Source organism: Gemmatimonadota bacterium (genome assembly GCA_016712265.1).
GTDB lineage: Bacteria > Gemmatimonadota > Gemmatimonadetes > Gemmatimonadales > Gemmatimonadaceae > RBC101.
Window position 1 is genome coordinate 15,628 of the sequence record JADJRJ010000015.1, and the last position, 19,257, is coordinate 34,884.

At 66.6% G+C, this 19,257-nt stretch carries 24 protein-coding genes; 2 read left to right on the forward strand and 22 right to left on the reverse strand.

The features are described from left to right. Positions 1–309: 309 nt before the first annotated feature. The 11 genes from IPK85_03120 to IPK85_03170 all read right to left on the reverse strand — a co-directional run bounded on the left by IPK85_03120 (position 310) and on the right by IPK85_03170 (position 5,613). Positions 310–513, reverse strand: coding sequence for a hypothetical protein (locus tag IPK85_03120; protein ID MBK8246377.1), 204 nt, complete (start codon positions 511–513; stop codon positions 310–312). 119 nt (positions 514–632) lie between these two features. Further along, a complete protein-coding gene (locus IPK85_03125) occupies positions 633–923 on the reverse strand; it encodes a hypothetical protein (GenBank protein ID MBK8246378.1) in 291 nt (96 codons plus the stop codon). A gap of 189 nt (positions 924–1,112) precedes the next feature. Then, positions 1,113–1,982, reverse strand: a complete 870-nt coding sequence (locus IPK85_03130; protein MBK8246379.1) for a DEAD/DEAH box helicase — start codon at positions 1,980–1,982, stop codon at positions 1,113–1,115. Further along, positions 1,964–2,800 carry a hypothetical protein gene (locus IPK85_03135; GenBank protein ID MBK8246380.1) on the reverse strand — a complete coding sequence of 279 codons (837 nt, stop codon included), beginning with the start codon at positions 2,798–2,800 and terminating at the stop codon, positions 1,964–1,966. Before IPK85_03135 ends, IPK85_03130 begins: the two co-directional genes overlap by 19 nt. Positions 2,801–3,183: 383 nt before the next feature. Beyond that, the gene (locus IPK85_03140) at positions 3,184–3,456 is read right to left on the reverse strand and encodes an ATP-binding domain-containing protein (GenBank protein ID MBK8246381.1); all 273 of its coding nucleotides are present in this window, start codon (positions 3,454–3,456) and stop codon (positions 3,184–3,186) included. 12 nt (positions 3,457–3,468) lie between these two features. Then, on the reverse strand, positions 3,469–3,705 hold the full coding sequence (locus IPK85_03145) for a hypothetical protein (GenBank protein MBK8246382.1): 237 nt from the start codon (positions 3,703–3,705) through the stop codon (positions 3,469–3,471). A 130-nt stretch (positions 3,706–3,835) separates the two neighbouring features. Next, positions 3,836–4,276, reverse strand: coding sequence for an AAA family ATPase (locus tag IPK85_03150; protein MBK8246383.1), 441 nt, complete (start codon positions 4,274–4,276; stop codon positions 3,836–3,838). Between the two features lie 104 nt (positions 4,277–4,380). Further along, entirely contained in the window at positions 4,381–4,926 is a 546-nt protein-coding gene (locus tag IPK85_03155) for a hypothetical protein (protein MBK8246384.1), read from the reverse strand. Further along, positions 4,923–5,105: a hypothetical protein gene (locus tag IPK85_03160; GenBank protein ID MBK8246385.1), complete on the reverse strand. Its 183-nt coding sequence runs from the start codon at positions 5,103–5,105 to the stop codon at positions 4,923–4,925. Before IPK85_03160 ends, IPK85_03155 begins: the two co-directional genes overlap by 4 nt. Further along, a complete protein-coding gene (locus IPK85_03165; GenBank protein MBK8246386.1) occupies positions 5,098–5,409 on the reverse strand; it encodes a hypothetical protein in 312 nt (103 codons plus the stop codon). Before IPK85_03165 ends, IPK85_03160 begins: the two co-directional genes overlap by 8 nt. 24 nt (positions 5,410–5,433) lie before the next feature. Further along, complete coding sequence (locus IPK85_03170) at positions 5,434–5,613, reverse strand: hypothetical protein (protein MBK8246387.1); 180 nt, start codon at positions 5,611–5,613, stop codon at positions 5,434–5,436. A gap of 442 nt (positions 5,614–6,055) precedes the next feature. Here IPK85_03170 and IPK85_03175 point away from each other — a divergent pair, with 442 nt between their 5' ends. Further along, the gene (locus tag IPK85_03175; protein ID MBK8246388.1) at positions 6,056–6,304 is read left to right on the forward strand and encodes a hypothetical protein; all 249 of its coding nucleotides are present in this window, start codon (positions 6,056–6,058) and stop codon (positions 6,302–6,304) included. Positions 6,305–6,401: 97 nt separating this feature from the next. After that, a complete protein-coding gene (locus IPK85_03180) occupies positions 6,402–6,884 on the forward strand; it encodes a hypothetical protein (protein MBK8246389.1) in 483 nt (160 codons plus the stop codon). Positions 6,885–7,288: 404 nt separating this feature from the next. On the opposite strand, the gene IPK85_03185 is transcribed toward IPK85_03180, so the two are convergent. The 11 genes from IPK85_03185 to IPK85_03235 all read right to left on the reverse strand — a co-directional run bounded on the left by IPK85_03185 (position 7,289) and on the right by IPK85_03235 (position 18,591). Beyond that, a complete protein-coding gene (locus IPK85_03185) occupies positions 7,289–7,642 on the reverse strand; it encodes a hypothetical protein (GenBank protein ID MBK8246390.1) in 354 nt (117 codons plus the stop codon). Further along, positions 7,581–7,907 (reverse strand): hypothetical protein, encoded by a 327-nt coding sequence (locus IPK85_03190; GenBank protein ID MBK8246391.1) that lies wholly within the window; start codon positions 7,905–7,907, stop codon positions 7,581–7,583. Before IPK85_03190 ends, IPK85_03185 begins: the two co-directional genes overlap by 62 nt. A 798-nt stretch (positions 7,908–8,705) precedes the next feature. Further along, on the reverse strand, positions 8,706–8,861 hold the full coding sequence (locus IPK85_03195) for a hypothetical protein (GenBank protein MBK8246392.1): 156 nt from the start codon (positions 8,859–8,861) through the stop codon (positions 8,706–8,708). A 2,496-nt stretch (positions 8,862–11,357) separates the two neighbouring features. Further along, positions 11,358–11,648 (reverse strand): hypothetical protein, encoded by a 291-nt coding sequence (locus tag IPK85_03200; protein MBK8246393.1) that lies wholly within the window; start codon positions 11,646–11,648, stop codon positions 11,358–11,360. Beyond that, on the reverse strand, positions 11,645–11,950 hold the full coding sequence (locus IPK85_03205) for a peptidoglycan-binding protein (GenBank protein MBK8246394.1): 306 nt from the start codon (positions 11,948–11,950) through the stop codon (positions 11,645–11,647). The genes IPK85_03200 and IPK85_03205 overlap by 4 nt, the downstream gene beginning before the upstream one ends. Before the next feature lie 991 nt (positions 11,951–12,941). Then, positions 12,942–13,139: a hypothetical protein gene (locus IPK85_03210; protein MBK8246395.1), complete on the reverse strand. Its 198-nt coding sequence runs from the start codon at positions 13,137–13,139 to the stop codon at positions 12,942–12,944. 39 nt (positions 13,140–13,178) lie between these two features. Next, entirely contained in the window at positions 13,179–13,415 is a 237-nt protein-coding gene (locus IPK85_03215; GenBank protein ID MBK8246396.1) for a hypothetical protein, read from the reverse strand. Next, positions 13,409–14,695 carry a hypothetical protein gene (locus IPK85_03220; protein ID MBK8246397.1) on the reverse strand — a complete coding sequence of 429 codons (1,287 nt, stop codon included), beginning with the start codon at positions 14,693–14,695 and terminating at the stop codon, positions 13,409–13,411. The genes IPK85_03215 and IPK85_03220 overlap by 7 nt, the downstream gene beginning before the upstream one ends. A gap of 65 nt (positions 14,696–14,760) precedes the next feature. After that, positions 14,761–15,117 (reverse strand): hypothetical protein, encoded by a 357-nt coding sequence (locus IPK85_03225; GenBank protein MBK8246398.1) that lies wholly within the window; start codon positions 15,115–15,117, stop codon positions 14,761–14,763. Positions 15,118–16,829: 1,712 nt separating this feature from the next. Further along, complete coding sequence (locus IPK85_03230; protein MBK8246399.1) at positions 16,830–17,138, reverse strand: hypothetical protein; 309 nt, start codon at positions 17,136–17,138, stop codon at positions 16,830–16,832. 1,285 nt (positions 17,139–18,423) lie between these two features. Next, positions 18,424–18,591 carry a hypothetical protein gene (locus tag IPK85_03235; GenBank protein ID MBK8246400.1) on the reverse strand — a complete coding sequence of 56 codons (168 nt, stop codon included), beginning with the start codon at positions 18,589–18,591 and terminating at the stop codon, positions 18,424–18,426. Between the last annotated feature and the right edge of the window lie 666 nt (positions 18,592–19,257).

Below are 19,257 nucleotides of genomic sequence, written 5' to 3' on the forward strand. Positions count from 1 at the left end.
CGCCCGCGCCCTTGCGAGCCGGACGACCCGGCTTGCCCGCAGCCGCCGGACGACGCGCCGGGCGACCCGTGGCCGGGGCCTCGGCCGCAGCAGCCCGAGCGGGCCGACCGCGCCGGCAGGGCAGGCGCCTCCGCCACCAGCTCCACGACCGGCCGGGCGACCGCGCCGGCGGGGGCCAGGGCCTCCTCGACCAGCTCCGCGGCGGTCGCGCGAGCCGTGGCGCGCGCGCCTTCTCACCGGCCGCGCCTCCCAGGCCTCGCTGGCGCTCGGCGTGGAAGGCGTGCGCCCCGTCCGCCGCGCGCTGGTAGTTCATCCGGTACCGGATGCCAGACGCACCCAGCGCGAACGCGCCAGCTCCTTCGCCGTGCTGAAGCTCGCGCCGGTCTTCTCCGCGGTCCACTCGCCGAAGTGCGCGTGCATCGGGGTGCCGCCACCCGCCTTGACCTCGGCGAAGTCCGCCGGGTAGTCGCGCTCGTCGGCCTCGGGGACCTCGTACTTACGCTCGCGTGCCATCTCGCTGCCCTCCTGGGGGTCCGTCTCTTGGGGTTTGGTATCGCTCCCCGGTAGCAAGAACGCTACGCGGGTCAGTCCGGGAAGTCTAGAGTTTCTCCGAACTTTCTTGCAACTTTCTGTTACAGCTGGTTACGGGGCCGGTCGGGCGGCGTGGGCCGCGTGCCGACCACCTTGATCCGCCGGTTCACCGCGGGCTGCATCCCGTCGTGCTCCGGGCGCCGGTCCGTCGTCCGGCCCCGGTCGAACAGGTCGTTACGACGCTTCACGAACTCCGCATCTACAGCCTCCTTGACCTCGCCCCGCTTCTGCTGATGACCGATGAGGTAGCCCGCGAGGACGCATGTGAACACCGTCACAAACAGCGTCCACAACGGCACCCGTATGTTGAGCCAAAAGATGAACTGGTCCATCACTGCCCTCCGGTCAGCAGCTTCTTCGCGTAGTCGACGCCCCGCCGGCCATCCATCAGCTTCTTCTGGATGCGATCTTTGGAATCGGTCGTCTCCGCGATGTGCTCGTCAATCGTACCGCGCGAGCGCAGGTACCAGTACGTTGCGGGTCCCCTGTTCTCGCCCCGCGAGATCCGGTGAATCCGGTCCTCAACTGCTCCTGCGGTCGTCCGGCACCCAGGTCTCGTCGATCACGACCATATCGTCTGCGCGGTCGAGCGTCAGGGATACGCCGCCCGCATATGTATTCAACAGGAATACGCGCGGACCGCCCGGCTTCTGGAACTTAGCCTTGGCCACCGCGCGGTCGGCATTCTTCGTCTGGCCGGTGATGATGAGGCTCGGAATCCGCAGCCGGTCCAGCTGCGCCTTGAATATGTTAAGCAGCCCGGTCTGCCAGGACCCAATCACAACCTTTCCGTCGCCCCACGGCTCCTTGTTGATGCCGCGTTCGTCGAGGAACTCGACAATCCACTCCCACTTGTTCGATGGGAGGCCGGGCGCGAATGTGTCGGCCCACTCCTTCAGCGATGAGTCCGGTATCAGGCGGAGGACGCGCGTCACATCGCCATAGGAACAGGCGAACTGCTTCTGTCGCGTCATCTCCGCCAGGACGCCGATAGCCGACAGCTCGCCCGACTCCAGGCGCGCTACCGCATTCAGCGTCATGTCCTCATATGCCTTGGCCTGCTTGACGCCCATATCGAGCCAGACGCCAATAGGGCTCTCGTCGTTCTTCGGGTCCAGCCGCGTTCCGGCGTACACCTTGCTCGGCAGCCAGGGTGCGACCTCGCCCTTTGTCCGACGCATCATGGTCACGTCCGTCTCAATACCGAACTCGTGTTCGACGTCCGGCCGGACGGATTCAATGACGCGGTAATCGTCGTTCTCTTCGATCTGGAACCAGCGCTCAGCATGGCGGCGAAGCTCGGTGGCGCCCAGGTCGAGCCAGTGGAGCGTGCCCCATTGGTTCAGCGGGTTACCGCGCCAGGGCGTCCCGCTCAGGGCCATCTTCTCCACCGCGAGGTCGTGCGCCCGCGGGCGGACGCGCGACCTTGCGCGCCCGAAGCGGATGCGCGACATCGCGGTGCTCGCTCGGTTGCGGCCGGGAGGATCTTGTGCGACTCGTCGATAATGATCGCTGACCAGGTCTGCTCGAACAGGCCCGGGTGCCGCCGCGCGGTCGGGTCGTAGAGCTCCAGAGCACGCTCGTACTCCTCGGCCGCTCTCGCTGCCGGAGAGCCCTCCGCGGGCTCAACCGCGAGCGTCCCGAGGTCGAGCCCGGTCAGCGTCTCCTCGTCAAGCTCAGAGACGCCTAGCCAGTCCTCCCAACTGGCGGCCTTGCCCTTCTTCTTGCGGACCGGCGGACGCTCCACCTGCAGCATCTCCATGTTGATGAAGAGCCAGGAGCGCTGCTCGATGCGGTGTGCCGCCCAGGAGCGGAACCGGGCGATGGTTGCCTCTCGCTGCTCTCGTGAGCCCTCGGCGACGACGAACTGCTCACCGGGCGCCCAGTCCCGCATCTCGTCCGGCCAGGTCACCGTGGCGGCCACGCTCGGCGCTACCACAAGGATCGGGCCGGCCAGCTGGGACTCGACGACTGCGCCGATTGCCTGGAGCGTCTTGCCGAGCCCGGGGTGGTCCCCGTTCACCGACACGCCCGCCCGCATGGCGAAGCCGATGCCGACCGCCTGGAACGCACGGTGGTGGACCGCCTCGCTCAGCCGCGGGTAGACCTCGTCCAGGATCGGCGTCGGGAAGTCATCGACCGCGCGGATTCGCATCAGGTCCCGGCGCCGGTCCGCCTCCTCGGCGGCCCACTCCCACAGACCATCCATGATGTTCAGCTTGCAGTCGCCGAACTCCGCGCGGAGGTCCAGGCACGTCCGGTAGTTCAGCGGGAAGCTCCAGCAGCCTTGGGCTGGTGCATAGGCTCGACCTCGGCCGCCCACTTGACGGCCTTGGGGCCGTCCATGAAGTTGTAGCCCGGAATCCGGGCCGCCCGGCGCGGGATGTCCCCGCGCCAGCGACACCGACCCAGATCCGGTTGCCGACTCGGTCCAGGTGTAGTTTCATCTGTCTTTCCTATTCAGGCGGTCTGCGTCCTCCTGGGCCAGTTCGGGATGAGACCAGATGCCAACCACTTCCGGCTCCTCACCCTCTATGTTCCAAACCACCTGGTATAGCCTGTCAAAAACCCGGCGCACATAATACTCGTCCATCAGTCCGTCCCCAAGCAGAGCATCATGCGCTCCTTTGCGCGAGTGATAGCGGTGTAGAGCCACTTACGGTCGCGGTTCCCGTCCTGAGCGATCAGGACGTGGTCCCATTCCGAGCCGCTGCGCCGAGTGCTGGTGATGGCGTACAGGTTGCCACACGCGCGCGTGCCGGACGCGGTACCGGAAGTCCATGGTGGAGAGGTCTTTCCACTCCTGCGCCCCGCCGAAGCCCTGCTTCCAGGCCGACATGGCGAAGAAACGGTCAGGGCCCTCAGCCAGCCTCAACTCTACCGTGTTGGGGAGGTGGTCTCGCTCGATGACCTCGCAGACGGTGAACACGTCGCCGTTGGCGATGCCCTGCTCGCGTGGCGGACTTTGAACAGCACATCCTCGCCCGGCTCAACGAGACCCTGCCGCCCGGTCAGCGCGCGGTAGTTCCGGTTGTACATGGTGCGGGTGGTGTGCTTCCAGGTCAGGATCTGGTCCACCTCGTCCGTGTCCCAGTCCGCCCGGTTCGGCGACATCTTGGTGATGATGGCCTCTTCGTTCCGACCGTACTTGCCCGGGCGGAGGCTCTCGCCATTCCGAACCGCGTGCGCCAGCGGATGATGGGGTTCTCCGCGGCGCGCCGCATGATCTCGGTGAGGACGTAGGTCAGCTCGCCGAAACCGGAAAAGCGCCCTCGACCGGCGGCAGCTGGCCCGGGTCGCCCACGGCGAGGATCGGCACGCCCTTGGCGATCAGGTCCTTGGCCATCTTCTCATTCACCATCGACGCCTCATCGACGATGATCAGGACCGGCGGAACCTCCTCCACGATCTCCCCAGCGGCGTTGAACAGGCCGCGCTGGAGGAAAGACATCTTCAGCGCCGGGCACCTCGCATCGTGGTTCTTGTTGTCCGACCCGCACTCGCACTCGCCGAACACCGGCTGGCCGTACAGGAAGCTGTGGATGGTTGCGCGCGCGCTACCGCGCCCCCGGGACGCGGCGGCGCGGTCAGCGCGAGGACAACGGTGTGGCCCGGCCTCGCCGATCAGGTTGCGATGAGGTGGTGGCGCCGGAACCTGCGTACCCGCCCAGGAAGAATGGGTCATCCCCGCCCTCGCGGTACCAGTTGAAGATCTCGCTCCGCGCGGCGTACTGTCCGTTGGTCAGGTCCAGGTCCATCAGGCTCACCCCTTCTTGGTGTAGTCGTAGCCTAGCGTAAGACGCTCGTGGCGTCTAGCGCACGCTTGCAATCTGTTCGATCCGCGCCGCGCGGAAGCCGGTTCCCGCCATGTCCAGGAACTCCAGGACCCGGTGGCCGGCGCGTGTGACCGCGATCTTGTGGTTGTGGTGACGTTGCGGGAAGCGGTGTGGTGGTTCGCCCCTGGATCACCTTCTCGTGCGGGCCATCCGGGTACAGCCGCGCCTCCTCCTCGCGGCCCGAGGTCGTGCTGACCCACTTGATCCGCTTGCCCATCAGGGCGGTCAGGATCTCGCCGTCACCGGCCTCAGGCTCGAATGGGAGCTTGCCGCGCCGGGAGGTCCGCACCGGCGTGCCTGCCTCCGCGCCGCAGGGGAACAGGTAGGTCCGGACCAGCGCCATGTGCTCAGCGTTGCTCGGCAACTTCTGTCGACGCCAATACTCCACGCCCGCGCCGAACGGGTTGGGCGCGCTGATGATCTCGCCCTCGCCCGCCTCCGGACAGGACGGGCCGTGGATCTCCAGCCCGTCCGTCACGGGCACCGCGAGGTACCTCATTGGAGCTCGCCTTCCACCACCGGCGCGTCCGGGTCGATCTCAGCCATCACTTCGATCGTGACGGACCGCTTGGAAGGCTTGCCGCCAGGCGAGACCTTGGCCATCGGGATGTGCTGGCCCGCAGCCTTCATCGCCCGCATCTTCGCCAGCAGCGCTGCGCGGAGTTCATCGTCACTCATCGTCGTCGTCCTCCTCGTCCTCGCCGTAGGCGTCCTCCCAGCGCTGCGGCAGCTCCGCCCGCACCTTCTCGATCCGGTCCTTGGGCGCGTCGTACGGGTACATGATCGTGCCGACTGCGAAGCACAGGCCCTGGACTTTGCCCTGCTGCTGGAGGTACGCAATGGCGTGCTCGGCGCTCACCGTCCCGACGTTCTTGGCGGTCACGCCGCCATCCTCGTGCAGCTCCTTCAGCCGGTTGTACTGCGCGTCCAGCTGTTCCCACAGCATCTCGACGAGGCTCTGCCCCGCATGCTCCTGCGCCATCAGATCTGCTCCTGCCTCTTGAGTTCACGGAGCCGCGTCTCCAGGTAGGCGTAGGTCCGCGGCGAAGAGCATCGACACCTCGCCATCCAGCTTCCCGCGCTGGATCTGGTACGTCGGGCCGTCCGGGCATTGCATCAGCAGCTCCACGACCTTGGTCGCTGTGTCCGCGTCCATGACCCGCTCGATTACCAACCGCTTCTGCATCTCGCCCTCCCGGCGCCTTGTTACACAGTTAGCCTAGCGGACGACGCCCCGGGCGTCTACCCCGGGGCGTCTCCGACTTCAGCGGCGCTTGTGTCCGCGCGCCGATTCGTACCCTCCCCTTCCCATGACCGGGCACAGCGGCGTCCGGTCGCGGCGTCGGCGTACCGGTCGCCCTTTGGCGGCGCGGGGTCGTGCCGTTCGTCGGCGGCAGAGCCACCGCGTCCTCCCCGCACTCAGGGCACACTACGCCGCTCATCAGCCCTCCTTACAAGGTCCGTCGTGGCACGAACCGTCGCACACACAGTTCTTGGTGCACGGACACTCCATGCAGTCCCGGCACTCCACTCTCTGGCTCATGGCCAGTCTCCCATCCCGTCGCAGTTCGGGCAGCCGCCCTTGGCGTCGCCGCATGTGGTGCATCCTCCGAAGTTCATACCAAGCTGTGTCCCTTCTCCTCGACGTAGGCGTTGGCGCGCTCTACGCCCCGCCCGTCCGCGTTCGAGAACTCCCCGAGCGTCAGGCCCCCGCCGTTCCGCGGGCGGTGCTTCCGGATGACGCGGGTGGGCGCCTTGCTTGGCCGGCCATCCTCGTCCACGGTCTCGGTGAGGATGACGACGCGCGCGACGCCGCGCAGGTTGTGGTCATGACTGAGGCCCTCCCTGGGCGTAAGGGCGTGGACGTCGCGGGTTAGGGGTGGGGCGGGCAGGACTCGAACGCGCTCGGTCTCTCAGAGGGATGAGAGCCTTCCGCGACGCCACAGGCACGCAGCCCGCCCCAGGTCTAGCTGGATGGACGTCTGCGTTCCACTTCCAGCCGCGCTCGCCGTACTGGTGGTTCAGGCTCTTGGTCATCAGATCGACCGCGGCAGCGGTGTCACCGGCGAAGCCGCTCATGTTGACGGTCCGCTGCAGCCAGGTCTTGCCATTCTTCACGAGCACCCGCCGAACGATGATGCCGCCGCTGTTCTTTGCCATGGTTCCTCTCCGGTTGCGGAAGGGCGGGCGGTCGGCTCCCCAACGTCGCGCCCGCCCCTCCTAATTGCCGCCAACCAGCTCCCCAGCGGTCAGCGGCTGGTCTCAGGCCTTCTTCAGGTCGGCCGCGCTGAACTCCTTGTAGCCACCCAAGTGATCGAGCCGAACCTGGACGTCCCCGTTGATCTCCTCGCCGATCACCTCTCCGGTGTACCCCTGCCAACCAGGGCTTCAACGCATATGCGCGTCGCCGATCTCGGGCATGTCGCGCTCCTTCCGAGCGGTGAGCTTACGGGATGAGTCTAGCGGTCGACGCTGTCCGCGTCTACCCCGCATCTACCAGGGTATCATGTTGAGTAGGGACAGGATCAGGAACAGCAGGCCACCGGCGAAAAGACCGGCCAGGGCCGCCCCACCCGACACGAGAATGCCGGGCGGGACGGGGAGTTGGATCTTGCTCATCCGATGGACCGCCGAGCTCCACGCTTGTCACGCCACCCCGGCCCCCGGTCAGGTCGGCCGTCGCCGCAGCGGTCCGGCCGCGAGCCGCAGCGCCCGCGTGGTTCCCGCCCTGCCGCTCCGCGCGCCGTAGCGAGGGTTGCTCGGCAGGAACAGCTCGACGGCGCTTTGCGCGCGTCCACGTCCCGAGCCAGGACCATGCGGGCGCCACCCTCGGCGCGCCTCCAGGCGACGGCGGCGGACCATCATCTCCGTGACCCGGTCCCGCAGGGAGGTTGTAGAACCCCTCGGCGTGGCGCGTTCCGGTAGTTCTTCACCCCGTGCGTCAGCTTGGGCTTCTCCTCGCCGGTGGCGGCGTACGCCTTGGCAAGCTGGCGCTTCATCCAGCCGTTGTCCGCGGGCGGGCAGGCCACCTCGACCGTCTCGCCCTTGGAGGTACGGGTGAACGGCTGGTTCTCCTTGCGGGCCTGGTGCCACACGTAGTCCCACTTGTAACCGGCCTCCACGAACGCCCGGATGTTCTCGCCCGCCGATGCGTTACGGTTCCGCTTGGGGAACAGCTGTGCGCTGAACACGAGGTAGGTCCCAGTCCACAGCATCTTTGAGTAGCCGATGGCGTCGGGTACCCGACGGCGTGGATGGTGCTCGTGGCGCGGACTTGAAGACGATCTCCACGCCGGCCAGGTTGGCCAGCAGCGCGGCGACGTTGCGGTGGGTCGGCAGGAACTCGTCGAACGAGTCCACCCACTCGATCTCCTCATCGGTGACCTCGTGGCGCTTCGCCTCGCCGATCCCCCGGGCGACGTTCCGAGCCCGCAGCGCGGCCTCTTCGATCTGGTGCACCTTCATGAGGTTGTCGGCCATGGCCAGCGCCGAGTCCCGCTCGCCTTGCGGCGTGCCGGGGTGGTTTGGCGCAGTCGAGATCTTCCCGGATACGGTCGAGGATCTTGTCGCTCATCTGGGGCCTCCGAGTCTCGCGCCCGTTCCGGGCGGGCTGTTTACAACGCTCAGTCTAGCTTACGACGCCATCGGCGTCTAGTCCTTACGCCACGTCCATGTAGCCGCGCTTGCGGGCGCAGACCGGGCCGATGCCGCGCTGGCGGCTGACCTCGTTGGCACTCGCCGATGGTGCGGCCGTAGAGCAACGAGGCGCGCGCGGGTCGGCAGCGATGGCGCGAGGACCCGCACGCTGCTCCTCCAGCGTCAGCCGCGCGCGTCCGACAGCCGACGGCGACGAACGTCCGCCAGCCCCTTACCCGTGGTGGGCGCGTCCACGCAGTAGAGGCGATGTCGGCGGCGCGGGCCGTTCCGGATGGCGTAGGGTCCCTCATCGACGCGTCGCCGAGGCGCGACGCGGCGGAAGAGTTCGCGCCAGTCACCCTCGCGACAGCCCCGGCGTTGCGGAACTCCGGGTCCCCTCGGCACAGGTGTGCGCTCGACCAGCGCGTCAGACCGGATCGCGCCCGCGTGGCGTAGCACATCATGACCATGGCGCGGTCAGGTGGTCATCGCGCGGACGCCGCACTTCATCTCTCAACCCCTCCCGGTACGGCGTGTCGTCAGCTTACCCTACGGCGCCACCGGCGTCTACCCGGCGTGCTCCTCCATCTCCTTCGATGATCGACACGTAGTGAGTCGCCTTGCTACCGCACCAGCACTTCATCACTCGTCCTCATCCCACTCGTTGTAGCCGACCTTGAACGCACACGCCATGTGGAACCACCCGCCAAGCAGGTCGGTCCCCTCGGGCGCCCGGTACCGGTTCACATCGCCCTTCCGGGCGTCGTCGCCCTCCAGGCAGACCTGGCACTTCGGCATCAGTCCTCCCACACCTGCGGAAGCTCCCCGCCGCTCTGGAAGATAGCCTGCTCCACCTCGGCGATGGAGTCGGCCTGGAACGTACCGGTGGTCCAGGAGACACCCGTCCACCACTTCGCCCGGTAGGTCTTCATCAGTCCTCCCAACCCTCGGCCTGGGCGCACTCGATGTGCGCCTGCTCGTCGTCGCCGTAGGCCACCACCGGGTCGTCCGGGTAGTCGCCCTCACCACACAGGTCGCACTTCAACTTAGCCATCAGTCCTCCTCGCAGCAGTCCGGGATCAGCATCCCGTCGTAGTTGGTCACCTTGTGCGGCTGCCCCTCGCGGATCTCCTCCCCGCAGGAGGCACAGGTCCCGAGTACCACAGTCCTCAGCCCTTCCGGCGCATCGTCGAGAGCGACGGGCGGGTGCCCGCGCCGGGGTCCTGGCGCCGAGTACGCGCCTTACGCGCGCCCGTCTTCGGGGCGGCCGTACGGGTCGCCTTTGCGCGCGCCGCGGGACGATGCCGGTACGGCGCGCCGGGACGTCGAACCACACCCCGTTCACATCCTCGAACAGGGCGACGCGCATAAGGAAGGATGTCCCCCGTGCGCGGGGTGGGCGCGGGAAAGAAGGCGGTGTCGCGCGGGCGCCAGGAGCAGTCGCCATCGAGTTCCAGACGCGCGCAGAGGGCATGGAGATCCCGTCCGGCCGTGAGGCCCGGTAGCCTCGCTGGACGTTCGAGACTACCGTGTTCATCTCGTCCTCCGATCGTCGCCGCCGTCTCGGCGGCTAGGCTTAGTCTAGCGTAAGACGCTCTAGGCGTCTAGCGCTCTCGCGGGAGTCGAACCCGTCCCGGTCCCGAGGGACCGGCCTACCGGCTAGGTCGAGCGTCCGACGGTTATCACCCGTCGTCAGTCGAGACTCCTCCCCGTTCCGTTCCCTCTACCGTTCTCGTATTCGAGCCGGGCGCGCTCCGTTTACGCGCCTCGCTCGGTTCCGGTAGGTCGGACGGGTCTCGGCTTCGAGACAGACCCGTCCCCTATCTTCGCGGGGATCGACTTTTGAGTTTTCAAGGTACCGCCGGTCCGGAGCCTTCGGCTAGGCGCCGCGCGCTCCGTCCTCCGTTCGCCTAGCTCGCGGGTCCTCCCGCGCCTCTCGCCTCCTCTCGTCCGCCCCGTCCCGGGGCCGTTCCGTTCCTTACCGGGCCTAGCCTAGCGGAAGACGCTTTCGGCGTCTAGTCCGAACCTTTCTCGGCTCCTCCGAGCGCCGGGCGCGCCTTACGCCTTCCCGTACGTCCGGGGGATCGGGCCGGTTTCCCTCGCGGGGCCGTTCCCTTAACCTCGGTCCGAACCTTACCGTAAGACGCGCCGGGCGTCTAGCCCCGGCCCTCGCCTTCCCTCTCGGCCCTCCGGCCCCTCCGTCCGGCCCGTCGAGCCGAACAAGACACAGTCTAGACCGTAGACGCCATCCGCGTCTAGCCCGAGTTACACCGGATCGGCGAGTCGCCTGGTAGATTGGTTGAGTGGCGTACCCCGCGGTCGGGCGCGTCGCGCCGTGTCGCGAGATAGAGGAAGACGCGCGTACGCGCGCGGTACCTCTCCGGATCTCGCCGCCCGAGACGCGGCGCGCCTACGCGCGGAAGAGGAACCGCGCGCCCGCGTAGAGACGGGGAGGAGGGGGCTTTAGGGGAGGGGGAGGGGTAGACGCGACGCGCGCGAGCGCGAACACGCGCGCAATCGTAGGCGGGCGCGGAGGCCGGCGCGCGCAGTCAACTTCCCTCAGGGAAGTTCAAAGTGGCGAACTCGCCCCAGTGTTCGATAGCGGCCGCATCGTACGCTCGTGCGGCCTCGGCCTCGTCCGCGTAGTATCCGATGATGCAGGTTCCGCGTGGCGCCGCGCCTGTGCGAACTCGCCACTTCTTGCGGCGCGTGGATGAGACACCTCGATACCGCGACGTCCGGCCGCTCTTGGCGATCGCGGAGTTTCCCGCGGTTTGCGGAAGCGTGGCCCGGCCGAAGGTTGACTCGTCGGTTATCAAGGCCGTCGTGGTTTATGTGGTCGAGAAGAACTCCGCGGCGGGCGCCATACACCATCCGATGGAGCGACTGCCCGCGCGGGCCGAACACATACAGCGTGTTGCCAGCGCCGTTCTTCTCAACGCGAAACGTGTAGCGCTCAAACAGAAAGTCAAACTCACTATCGACAATAGTCTCTTTCCCATCAGGGAACACCCAGATGGAGTGTTGCAACGGGTCGTAGTCTCGAAAGCTCATAGCGCCTACTATAGCGTATCAGGGGAGGGAAGATTAGTCACCCGGCGCGCGCCATTCTATACGCGCGCACAGCCGTTCCAGGAATGGAACGGCCCCGCCCGTCCCTCGGAGGTGGGACGGTGACGTGGCGAGCACACACTGGCGGGGCCGTTCGGTTGGTGGTCGACCTCATGCGGTCAGGGCCGGAATCCCGTTACGCAGAGTCGTCGCGTCGACCTCCTGATAACTAAGCGTACCGGCTTAGCCCAACTCCGTCGAGCCCGTAGCTCCGCCCCGCACATTCGGGCGGACGCGCCATTGGTGCTTGGCGTTGTAGGACGTGAGGAAACCGATTACGGCCGGGATGAGCGGGTAGAGAATCGCCTCCAACCAGTCGGGAATGGTCGCGCTGATCAGCTCGTTGTCGGAGCCGGTCGCGAGGTTCGTGATGAGTAGCGCGAGGAAGCCGGCCACATAGCTACCGACAGTAGCTGCGGTGACCTTCGGCTCGATCTTCCGGGTGTTGGCCGGTTCGGGGTTGATGACAGTCACAGTCCGAGTCCCTTTCTGGTAGCGGGTCCAACGATTCCATCGACCGTCAGCCCGGCGGCCTTCTGGAAGTATTCGACGCGCGCCTTGGTGGCGGCGCCAAAGTCGCCGTCTTCCACCAGCGGCGTCAGGCTTGGGTACCAGCAGTTGAGGACCCGCTGCAGCTCCTTGACAGCCTCGCCCTGCATCCCGTACTCCAGGAACGGCGAGGACGTGAGGGCCGGTGCGCCCTTTGAAGCGACACCCCGGACCCAGTTGGCAGCCGCGCGGACCGCGGCCTCATTGTCGCAGATCTCCACGTGCATCTCGTCGGCGGTTGGGAAGTCACCGCCCCAGCGAACCACATTCTTCAGCTCAGCGCAGATTTGCCGGATTTCCCGGACCTGCGGCGCGGTGAATGTACCGCGCTTCCCGTTGGGATGGCGCGTGGCATTCCCATCAGTCGCGGTCGCGCTCGCGTGACAGGGAAGCGCGTCAGGATGGCGACGTTCGGCCGGTGAACGAAGCCCCAGTCATCCGCGGTGCCAGTCCTCGCGACGAGCAGCTCGACCAGCGGTGAACGCAGGTCAAGTAGCGGAACACCGTAGCTACGTCGCCCGAGCGGACGCCAGGAGCGAACTCCTCGCCGGCCACGACGAGCGCGTCAGGCCGCCGAAGTCAGCCGGGACGCGGCGGCGGTCCAGCCGACGTAAGACCTGTCCACAATTCCTCCCGTGGCGCGGGAGCAGCTCGATCGCGCCCGTAGCCCCTCTCTTGTCCGGTGGGTGCCCGTTAAGCCGACGTGGCGATGCGCCGGTTCCGGGCGAGGTTGCGGTACGCCGCGTAGCCGCATGGCGGTTATTGAGCGCTGGCGCGTCTCCCGCGGCGGAGCAGTAAGCCGCGGTGCCGGTGACGACGTCCCAGTGGCGTGTCGAGCCAAAAGTAATACGCTGGCGGCGTTCTGCGGGGTGATCGATCCGCTCGGCGCTCCGCTGCCCATGACCGGCGAGGACTGCGCCGGAACGCCCTTGACCAGGCCGGACGACCAGCGCTCCACGATGATGCCGTGCTGCCCGGTCGTCCCAAACCACGACACAGACACGTTCATCGAGCCGGGGCTGACTGGCCCGACCTCGCCGACGAACTGCCAGCACTCGGCCTTCCCAGACGCGCGGATTGTGGGTGCGGTGGCGAAGGTCAGGCCCCGCGTCACGCCGCCGATGGCAGGCGAATCAGGTCAGGTTCCACGCCTTAACCGATGACCTCGCCCGGCGACGGCGTGAGCTTGGCGTGGTCGTCGTCGGTGCGGCGTGCCAGTTACGCGTACGAGGTGACCAGGGTCGGCCGGACCGTGCCGGGCGTACGCGAGGGCGGCGTGTAGCCAGACAGGGCCGGCAACACGTCATCGAGCATCGGCCCGAACGCGCCGTCAATCTCGTGACCAATGCCGGGTGGGGTCTTCTGGGTCGTGGTGAAGCCTTGGCCGGCATAGTACGCGCGCGCCGCGCGCGGCATCCGCTAACGCGGCGAAGCCATCATCAGCGTAAGGTGCCGTCATCGCGGCCGCCAGTCACCCAGTGCGGCGGGTGCGGCGCGAGATGGCGCGCTCGGCGCAACCCAAGTCACCTCGGGCGTCCCGCCGCCGCCGAGGATCAGCGCCCCGCCGCCGCTGAATCGAGACGAGTACTTGGGCAAGAACAGCTGCGTAATGAACTGCGCCCCACCCGAGTAGCCCGACAACCAGATCTTGCTAAAGTCAATGTTGTACTCGTTGCACAGGTAGGTCAGCAACTCAGTCCAGCGCCCCAGACATGGTACTGGCCGGCCAGTCCGCGCGAGTCGGTGAAGCTCTGGTTGGTGGCGTCCACCATAGTGGCCGGCGCGGGACCCTCCTCCACAATCGGCTCGAAGCCGGTGAAGAAGTCGAAGAACATGGGGTCCGCCTCGGCGGTAACCGGCACCGAGTAGGTCACGTACGCCGCGATCGGCCCGGCCAGCGCGGTCGGCGTCCAGATGGATCGGCCGCGTAGAAGCATTCTCGCGCGCCCCGCAGTAAATCGCGGTACACGGTGATGATAGGCGTGCTCAGGGTCCGCCCAGGACAGGCCGTTGTGGTACGGAGTACCAGAACGACTGTTTTGATAAGGTTGGCGCCGGAGAAGGTGAAAGTTCAGCGCGCGCTCGGACGTGGCGTTGACGAGCAGGTCCGGACTCCGCGAAGCTTCGCCCAGGGTCCCCAGCAGCATCCACATGGGTCGCAGGGCGACCGTGGCCGAGCCCAGAGTCAATCGGCATGCGCGCCGTAGCGCCGGTGAACGTGCCGCTGGCGGCGGCGTCGCCAGGGACACCATCGTCTTGTTCGCCGATGACGTCGAGACGAAATGCCCGCATCGGTGCGCCGAAGGGTGGCCATCAAGTTCGCGCTCACGGCGATGCAGTCGAGCGGAAGTCAACCGCGACGTACACAAACCCCAAGTAGTTAGCGTCGCGGCGGCGGTCGTCGTCAGGGTCAGCGCCGTCCCGCCGAGAAACCGATATGGCGCCCCAGGTGCGATGAGGCGCGAGCCCGTGGCGTCTTGGCGAGGCGGTAAATCAACTGCGGCCAGCCACGGGGTTGCCAGTCGGAACGGCCGACGTCCGGACGCCGCCGAGGTGACCGACGCGATATCGGTCGTGTCGGCATTCGGCGTGATTGTGGCGCCATCGGTAAGCGCGACGACCCTGGGCGGGCCAGACGTGCCGCCGCCTCCTCCGCCCGTGACGGCGATGTGGATATCACCAGCCGGGTCGTCATAGGTCAGCGTGCCGCCCGAGTCGATTATGAGGTGCGCCGCTATGTGGTCCATCAGAGCCTCATAGTCAACCCCGGTCGCGCCGGTCGCCGTGAGGGTGAGGGCCTTTGCGGCGCTGTTGTAGTTGACCGTGATGCCGGTTCCAGCGATCAGCTTCTGCGCCAGGGCGTCCAGAGCAATCTCGGGAATGGTGTTCGCCCGCGCCAGCATGCTGAGGAATGCAGTGTGCCAGCCCGGCTGCCCGATCGAGGGCGCGGGGATCTGCTCTAGGATCGCCATTTCATCTCCTTACGCGGGAGAAGGGGGCCGCCTTACGCAGGCGACCCCCTCCTCTCAGCGGGTGATCAGCGGGTCTCGTCCGACAGGTTCGACGAGCCCTCGGGCTGCGACGGGGCCTGGCCGGACTCCTCCGGGGTGACCACAGGGTCGGCCGCGCGTCCCGCGAGCGGGTCGGCCGGTCCGAGGTTCGCCCCGCCGTCGGGGTTGATCGGAGCGCCGGTCAGGGCGTCCTTCGGCGCGTGGCTCGGGGCACCCTGGAGACGCCGCTCCAGCTCGTGCACCCGGTCCCAGATGGCGGCGGCGTCGTTCTCGTCGTTGTCCTCGCGGAACGCCACGACCTTCTCGATGGCCTGGTCCAGGGCGTCCAGCGCCTCATCGGTCTTCGGCTGCGACTGGGCGTCGGACTGGGTGGGCTCGGTCACATTTCCTCCTGGTGTTTCTGGGGCTACCGCCCTCTTCATCATACCGGTTAAGACCACGCCACGATGCTATCAGTGCCGTCCGGAGTTAGCACCGTAATGTTCTCTGGGCTGGTGCCCTCGGGGCAAGCGGGGCCAGACGTCACCCTTGCGGGCCGCGGGGGCCAGTGCCCCCAGAGTCCCGCGGCCCAGCCGGACCCGGTGCACCGTCAGCGCCAACCAGGCCGGGGACGCCAGCGCCCCAGGGGCCCCAGCCACTCCAGCAGCCCCGGCGGCCCGTCAGCCTGCGCGGTCCGGAAGCGCCAGGAGGGCCAGGAGAACCAGCCACGCCAGAGCGCCCCGGATCGATGGAACCGGCAGCGCGAACAGATGGCGCGCGGCGCATGCGTCGCGGTGCGAGAGAATCGATCCGTCATCGCACCAGCGCGGATGGCGGATGCGAGAATCGAAGCGCGCGGTTCGGCCGTGGCGGAAGTTGCGTGGCGAGTCGCGACGGTTTGCGCGCCTTTAGCGACGGAAAGCGCTCGCTGCCCCAGAAACAGCCCCATGGCGAGGGTGGCCAACCCAACTACCGCTACCCCAGCCGGAGTCCATCCCGGAAGTCGTATCTCCTTACGGTGTTTGCGGGGCTCTTTTGAATGTGTCATCGTCGTCATCTTCTGTCAGCTCTTTTGGCTTACCATCAGGAAGATCCAACCCTCGTCTGGAATAGCCGCGCTCCAGGATATAGATCCAGCGATCCGCCGCTTTTATGTAATCTCTCGCCTCTCGGATATCTCGCCGAGACGCCCCGGCGCTTTTCGCTCGCGCAGCGAGCAAGCTGGACATCGCCGTAAGGATCAGGGCCAGACCGGTGAATATGGCGCTAATCCCCTCAGTGCTCATGCCAACCGCGTCTCACCTCGACCAGGAACAGAACCATCCCAAAGAACGCGACTAGTCCTATGGCAAGAATAGCCCAATGGTACCAGGTGATGGGAGCGCCTAAGCCGCGGAACATGAGCTGAACGGTGAGCACTTGATACCCCATCAGCGCGGAAAACCGGAGCTTCTGGCTCAAGGAGCGCGCCCAGGCGATGCACGGCCCCGCCAGGAGAGCGAACAGGACGCCCGACACAATCAACGTCCAACGCATCGGGTCCCAGACCCATAAGTCAGACCCCACCGTTGATCATCCCCATTATCAGGTAGGTGTTGCCGATGGGAAACATGGCAACACGAGTGTTAACACAGGGCGGAACGTCCAGGACAAGGCGTGACTTTGGCGTGACAGGGCAGTCTCGCCATCAGGCGTGACCCGTGCCGGCCCAAGGCCGGTGTGGGTATGAGAGTCCCTGAGACGCGCACCGTGCGAAAGCCCTTCAGACTCTACGACGTCGGCGCTTGCGCCATACTCGCGTACGGCCTCAAAAACGCGGCGGATCAGATGTCACGTCAACCTCCAGATGGCATGGTTCCGAAGGGACCGGTGCCCGAAAGCCGCCAGGATGGAGATGGCCCGACGTGCCTCGTGACTCATCTGCGCGCCCTGGCGCGAGATCGAAACTCCGCGGTTTCCATGAACCTACAAAGCCGACAAACCCGGCATACTCGAAGTCGCCGTGTCGCCATTCTCGTGGAACGGCATAAGGCCGGTCTTGAAGTCGATGGTCTCGTACACCGCGCCCGCTCTCATCGCGGTACCGCTCGGCGATCGCATTCAGCATCAGCGCGACTCAGCGCGTTGCGAGTCGGTGATGACCGCGGTGATGATCCGCCCGCAGTTCCAGGATCGACGTCAGGGATGCCGGGTCGGTGGCGGATCTCCGCCCAGGCGCGGCGGTCGAGTTCGAGACGATCAGCACCCAGCGGTTGGGTAGCGAGTACAGGTCGAGCGACTGCGCAGCGTCAGGCAGGATCACGCTGACGTCGTCGGTGCGGTACTCGAACTCAGCCGCGCGGAGTCGGGGCGAGACGTAGGGCGTGGCGCGAGCCACGCCCTCCCCGTCGAACCAAAGCGATCCGTAGTTAATCGCCGACAGCATGTGCGAGGATGACCGCGATGCGAAGTGCCCGGCTCCCACTCCAAAGCAGCAGGCGACGTCGCCGTGGGGATATGGGCTGCGTGGGATGCCCAGCGTCTCAGCCAGGATCGATTGGCGTCCGTGTACAGGTGAACGGCGACAAAGTATCTGTCCGCCAGGGTGTCGTCCTGTAGAACAATCGTCTGGTCGTACGCCTCGACATCGCGTGTAACAACGCCCGAGATGTCTACCTGGCGGGTAGGCGTCGTCAGCAGGAACACGCCAAGCGGCCACTCCATGTAACCGCCGTCCGGCATCTTGACGCCCGCCCAGGGGCGGACGCGCTGGTTCAGGAGACGATAGATGCCGTCATCGCGGATGACAAACTTGGCGTGTGCGGTCTCGGCGAGGAACTCGTGGGCGACCGAGCCCCGACTTCGACGTCGAGGTCTCGGATGCGGATGGCGTCACGGGTGAGTAGCTCAGCGAAACCGCCACTCACGCAGGGCGCGGACCCGCGCAGCACCCGCAGCACGACAGGCGGCGCGTACTCCAGTGAACCGGCTCAGGGCATCTCACGGCCCCGAAATTCGCAACGTCGTTAATGACGACGTGGTCCCGCTGATGCTACTCCGTCAGTAGGTTCCAATCTTTACATAGTAGTCGTTTGAGGGAGTGCGCGTAGTGCGCGTCTTACATCTTCAAGGGCAGGATCTCCGTACCGTTCAGGTAGACGTGTACGAAACCGACGAGGGGTACGAGGGGACCGCGGTGTGGACGACCACCTTCTCCCAGACCCGGGGCGGACGGTCCAGAGCGGTCCGATGAACTCGAAGTCAGCATCAGGCTCACGCTCGATCGTACACGCGCCATCGCGTGAACGGACGTGGCCAGGGCCGGTGAACCGTCGTCGACCGGCGGTGCCGCGGTAGAAGATAAACCAGTCATTCTCGCTCGCCATCCCAGGCGCCCATGTCGGGTCGCCGAACCGGATGTCGAACTCGTACCAGCGCTCTTGGTCCTTCTGGTCATTCCAGGACTTCCGAAGCCGGACAGCTCCGCGCGCTCGTGCGAGCCGACCGCGGTGTGCCCGTCCCGGACCTCGGTGCCCAGCGCGTGCGGGTGGTGGCGTGGACTTGCGTGCGACAATCTTGCGCGGTGTGTGGTGCCCCTGGAACGTGGCGCAGCAGCGCGCCCCCTCATAGGACTTGTTGCACGGATGTCCAGCAGGAAAGTTCCCCAGCTCGAAGTCCTCGGTGATGTGGACGTCGAGCCGACGGCTGCGTCGCCGCCAGTCTCCCCGCCCTCAGTCAGCGTACCAAGTAACCACAACGCGGTCGGTGAAGTTCCGCTCGCGTGTGGACGCGAAGAACTCCAGCGTGTAATTTCCAGGCGTCGTCAGCACAGTATAGTTCACGCGAGACGTCGAGGAGATCTGCGGAACGGTCGTCACCGGCGTGAGCGGTAAGTCCACACCCACTCGATGTCCGTAGCCGGAAGCCGATCAGGCCGGACGCGCAGAACGCATCGAGAGCGGGCGTAAAGGTGCCGGCGACATCGCGCGGATGTTCTTCCGGTCGGAAGCCGCTCCGCCAGGCCGTGTACCAGAGGATTCCATCCACATAGAGCGGTGGTTGTGGAGGTCCACTCAATGGCGAAGTTGTGCCACTGCCGGAGGTCTACCGGGTAATCCGGCACGTCGATTTGGTGATCGGAGCCGTCCAGCGACGGGTAGTGCAGGAACGCACCGGCCGCCTGCTGTCCCGGCTCCCCATTCTCCAGGAAGTCGTACTCACCGTCCAGGGGCCAGCTTGCGTGGTCCGACCAGAGAATGCCGACCGGGTGGTAACCGCCGTCCTCCGCGCTCAGCACGCCCCAGCCCGCTGGCGCGCGGCCGTGCTCCGATCGGACGATGGCGGCGGCGTGCCCACAACTCGCCAGCCCGCAGGCCGTGATCGCCGGAGCCGACGACCTGCCCCGTACAGGAGAACGTAGCCCCAGGAGCGACCGGCATCAGCCCCGGCGGAGACGATCAGCGCGCCAGTCCCGCCCGAGCCGCCGGGACCCGCGCAGGCGCCGGTGACCGGGGTCAGCCAACCAGTTGTGCCGCGCTTCCAGTCCCGGACGTACACGGGCGCGG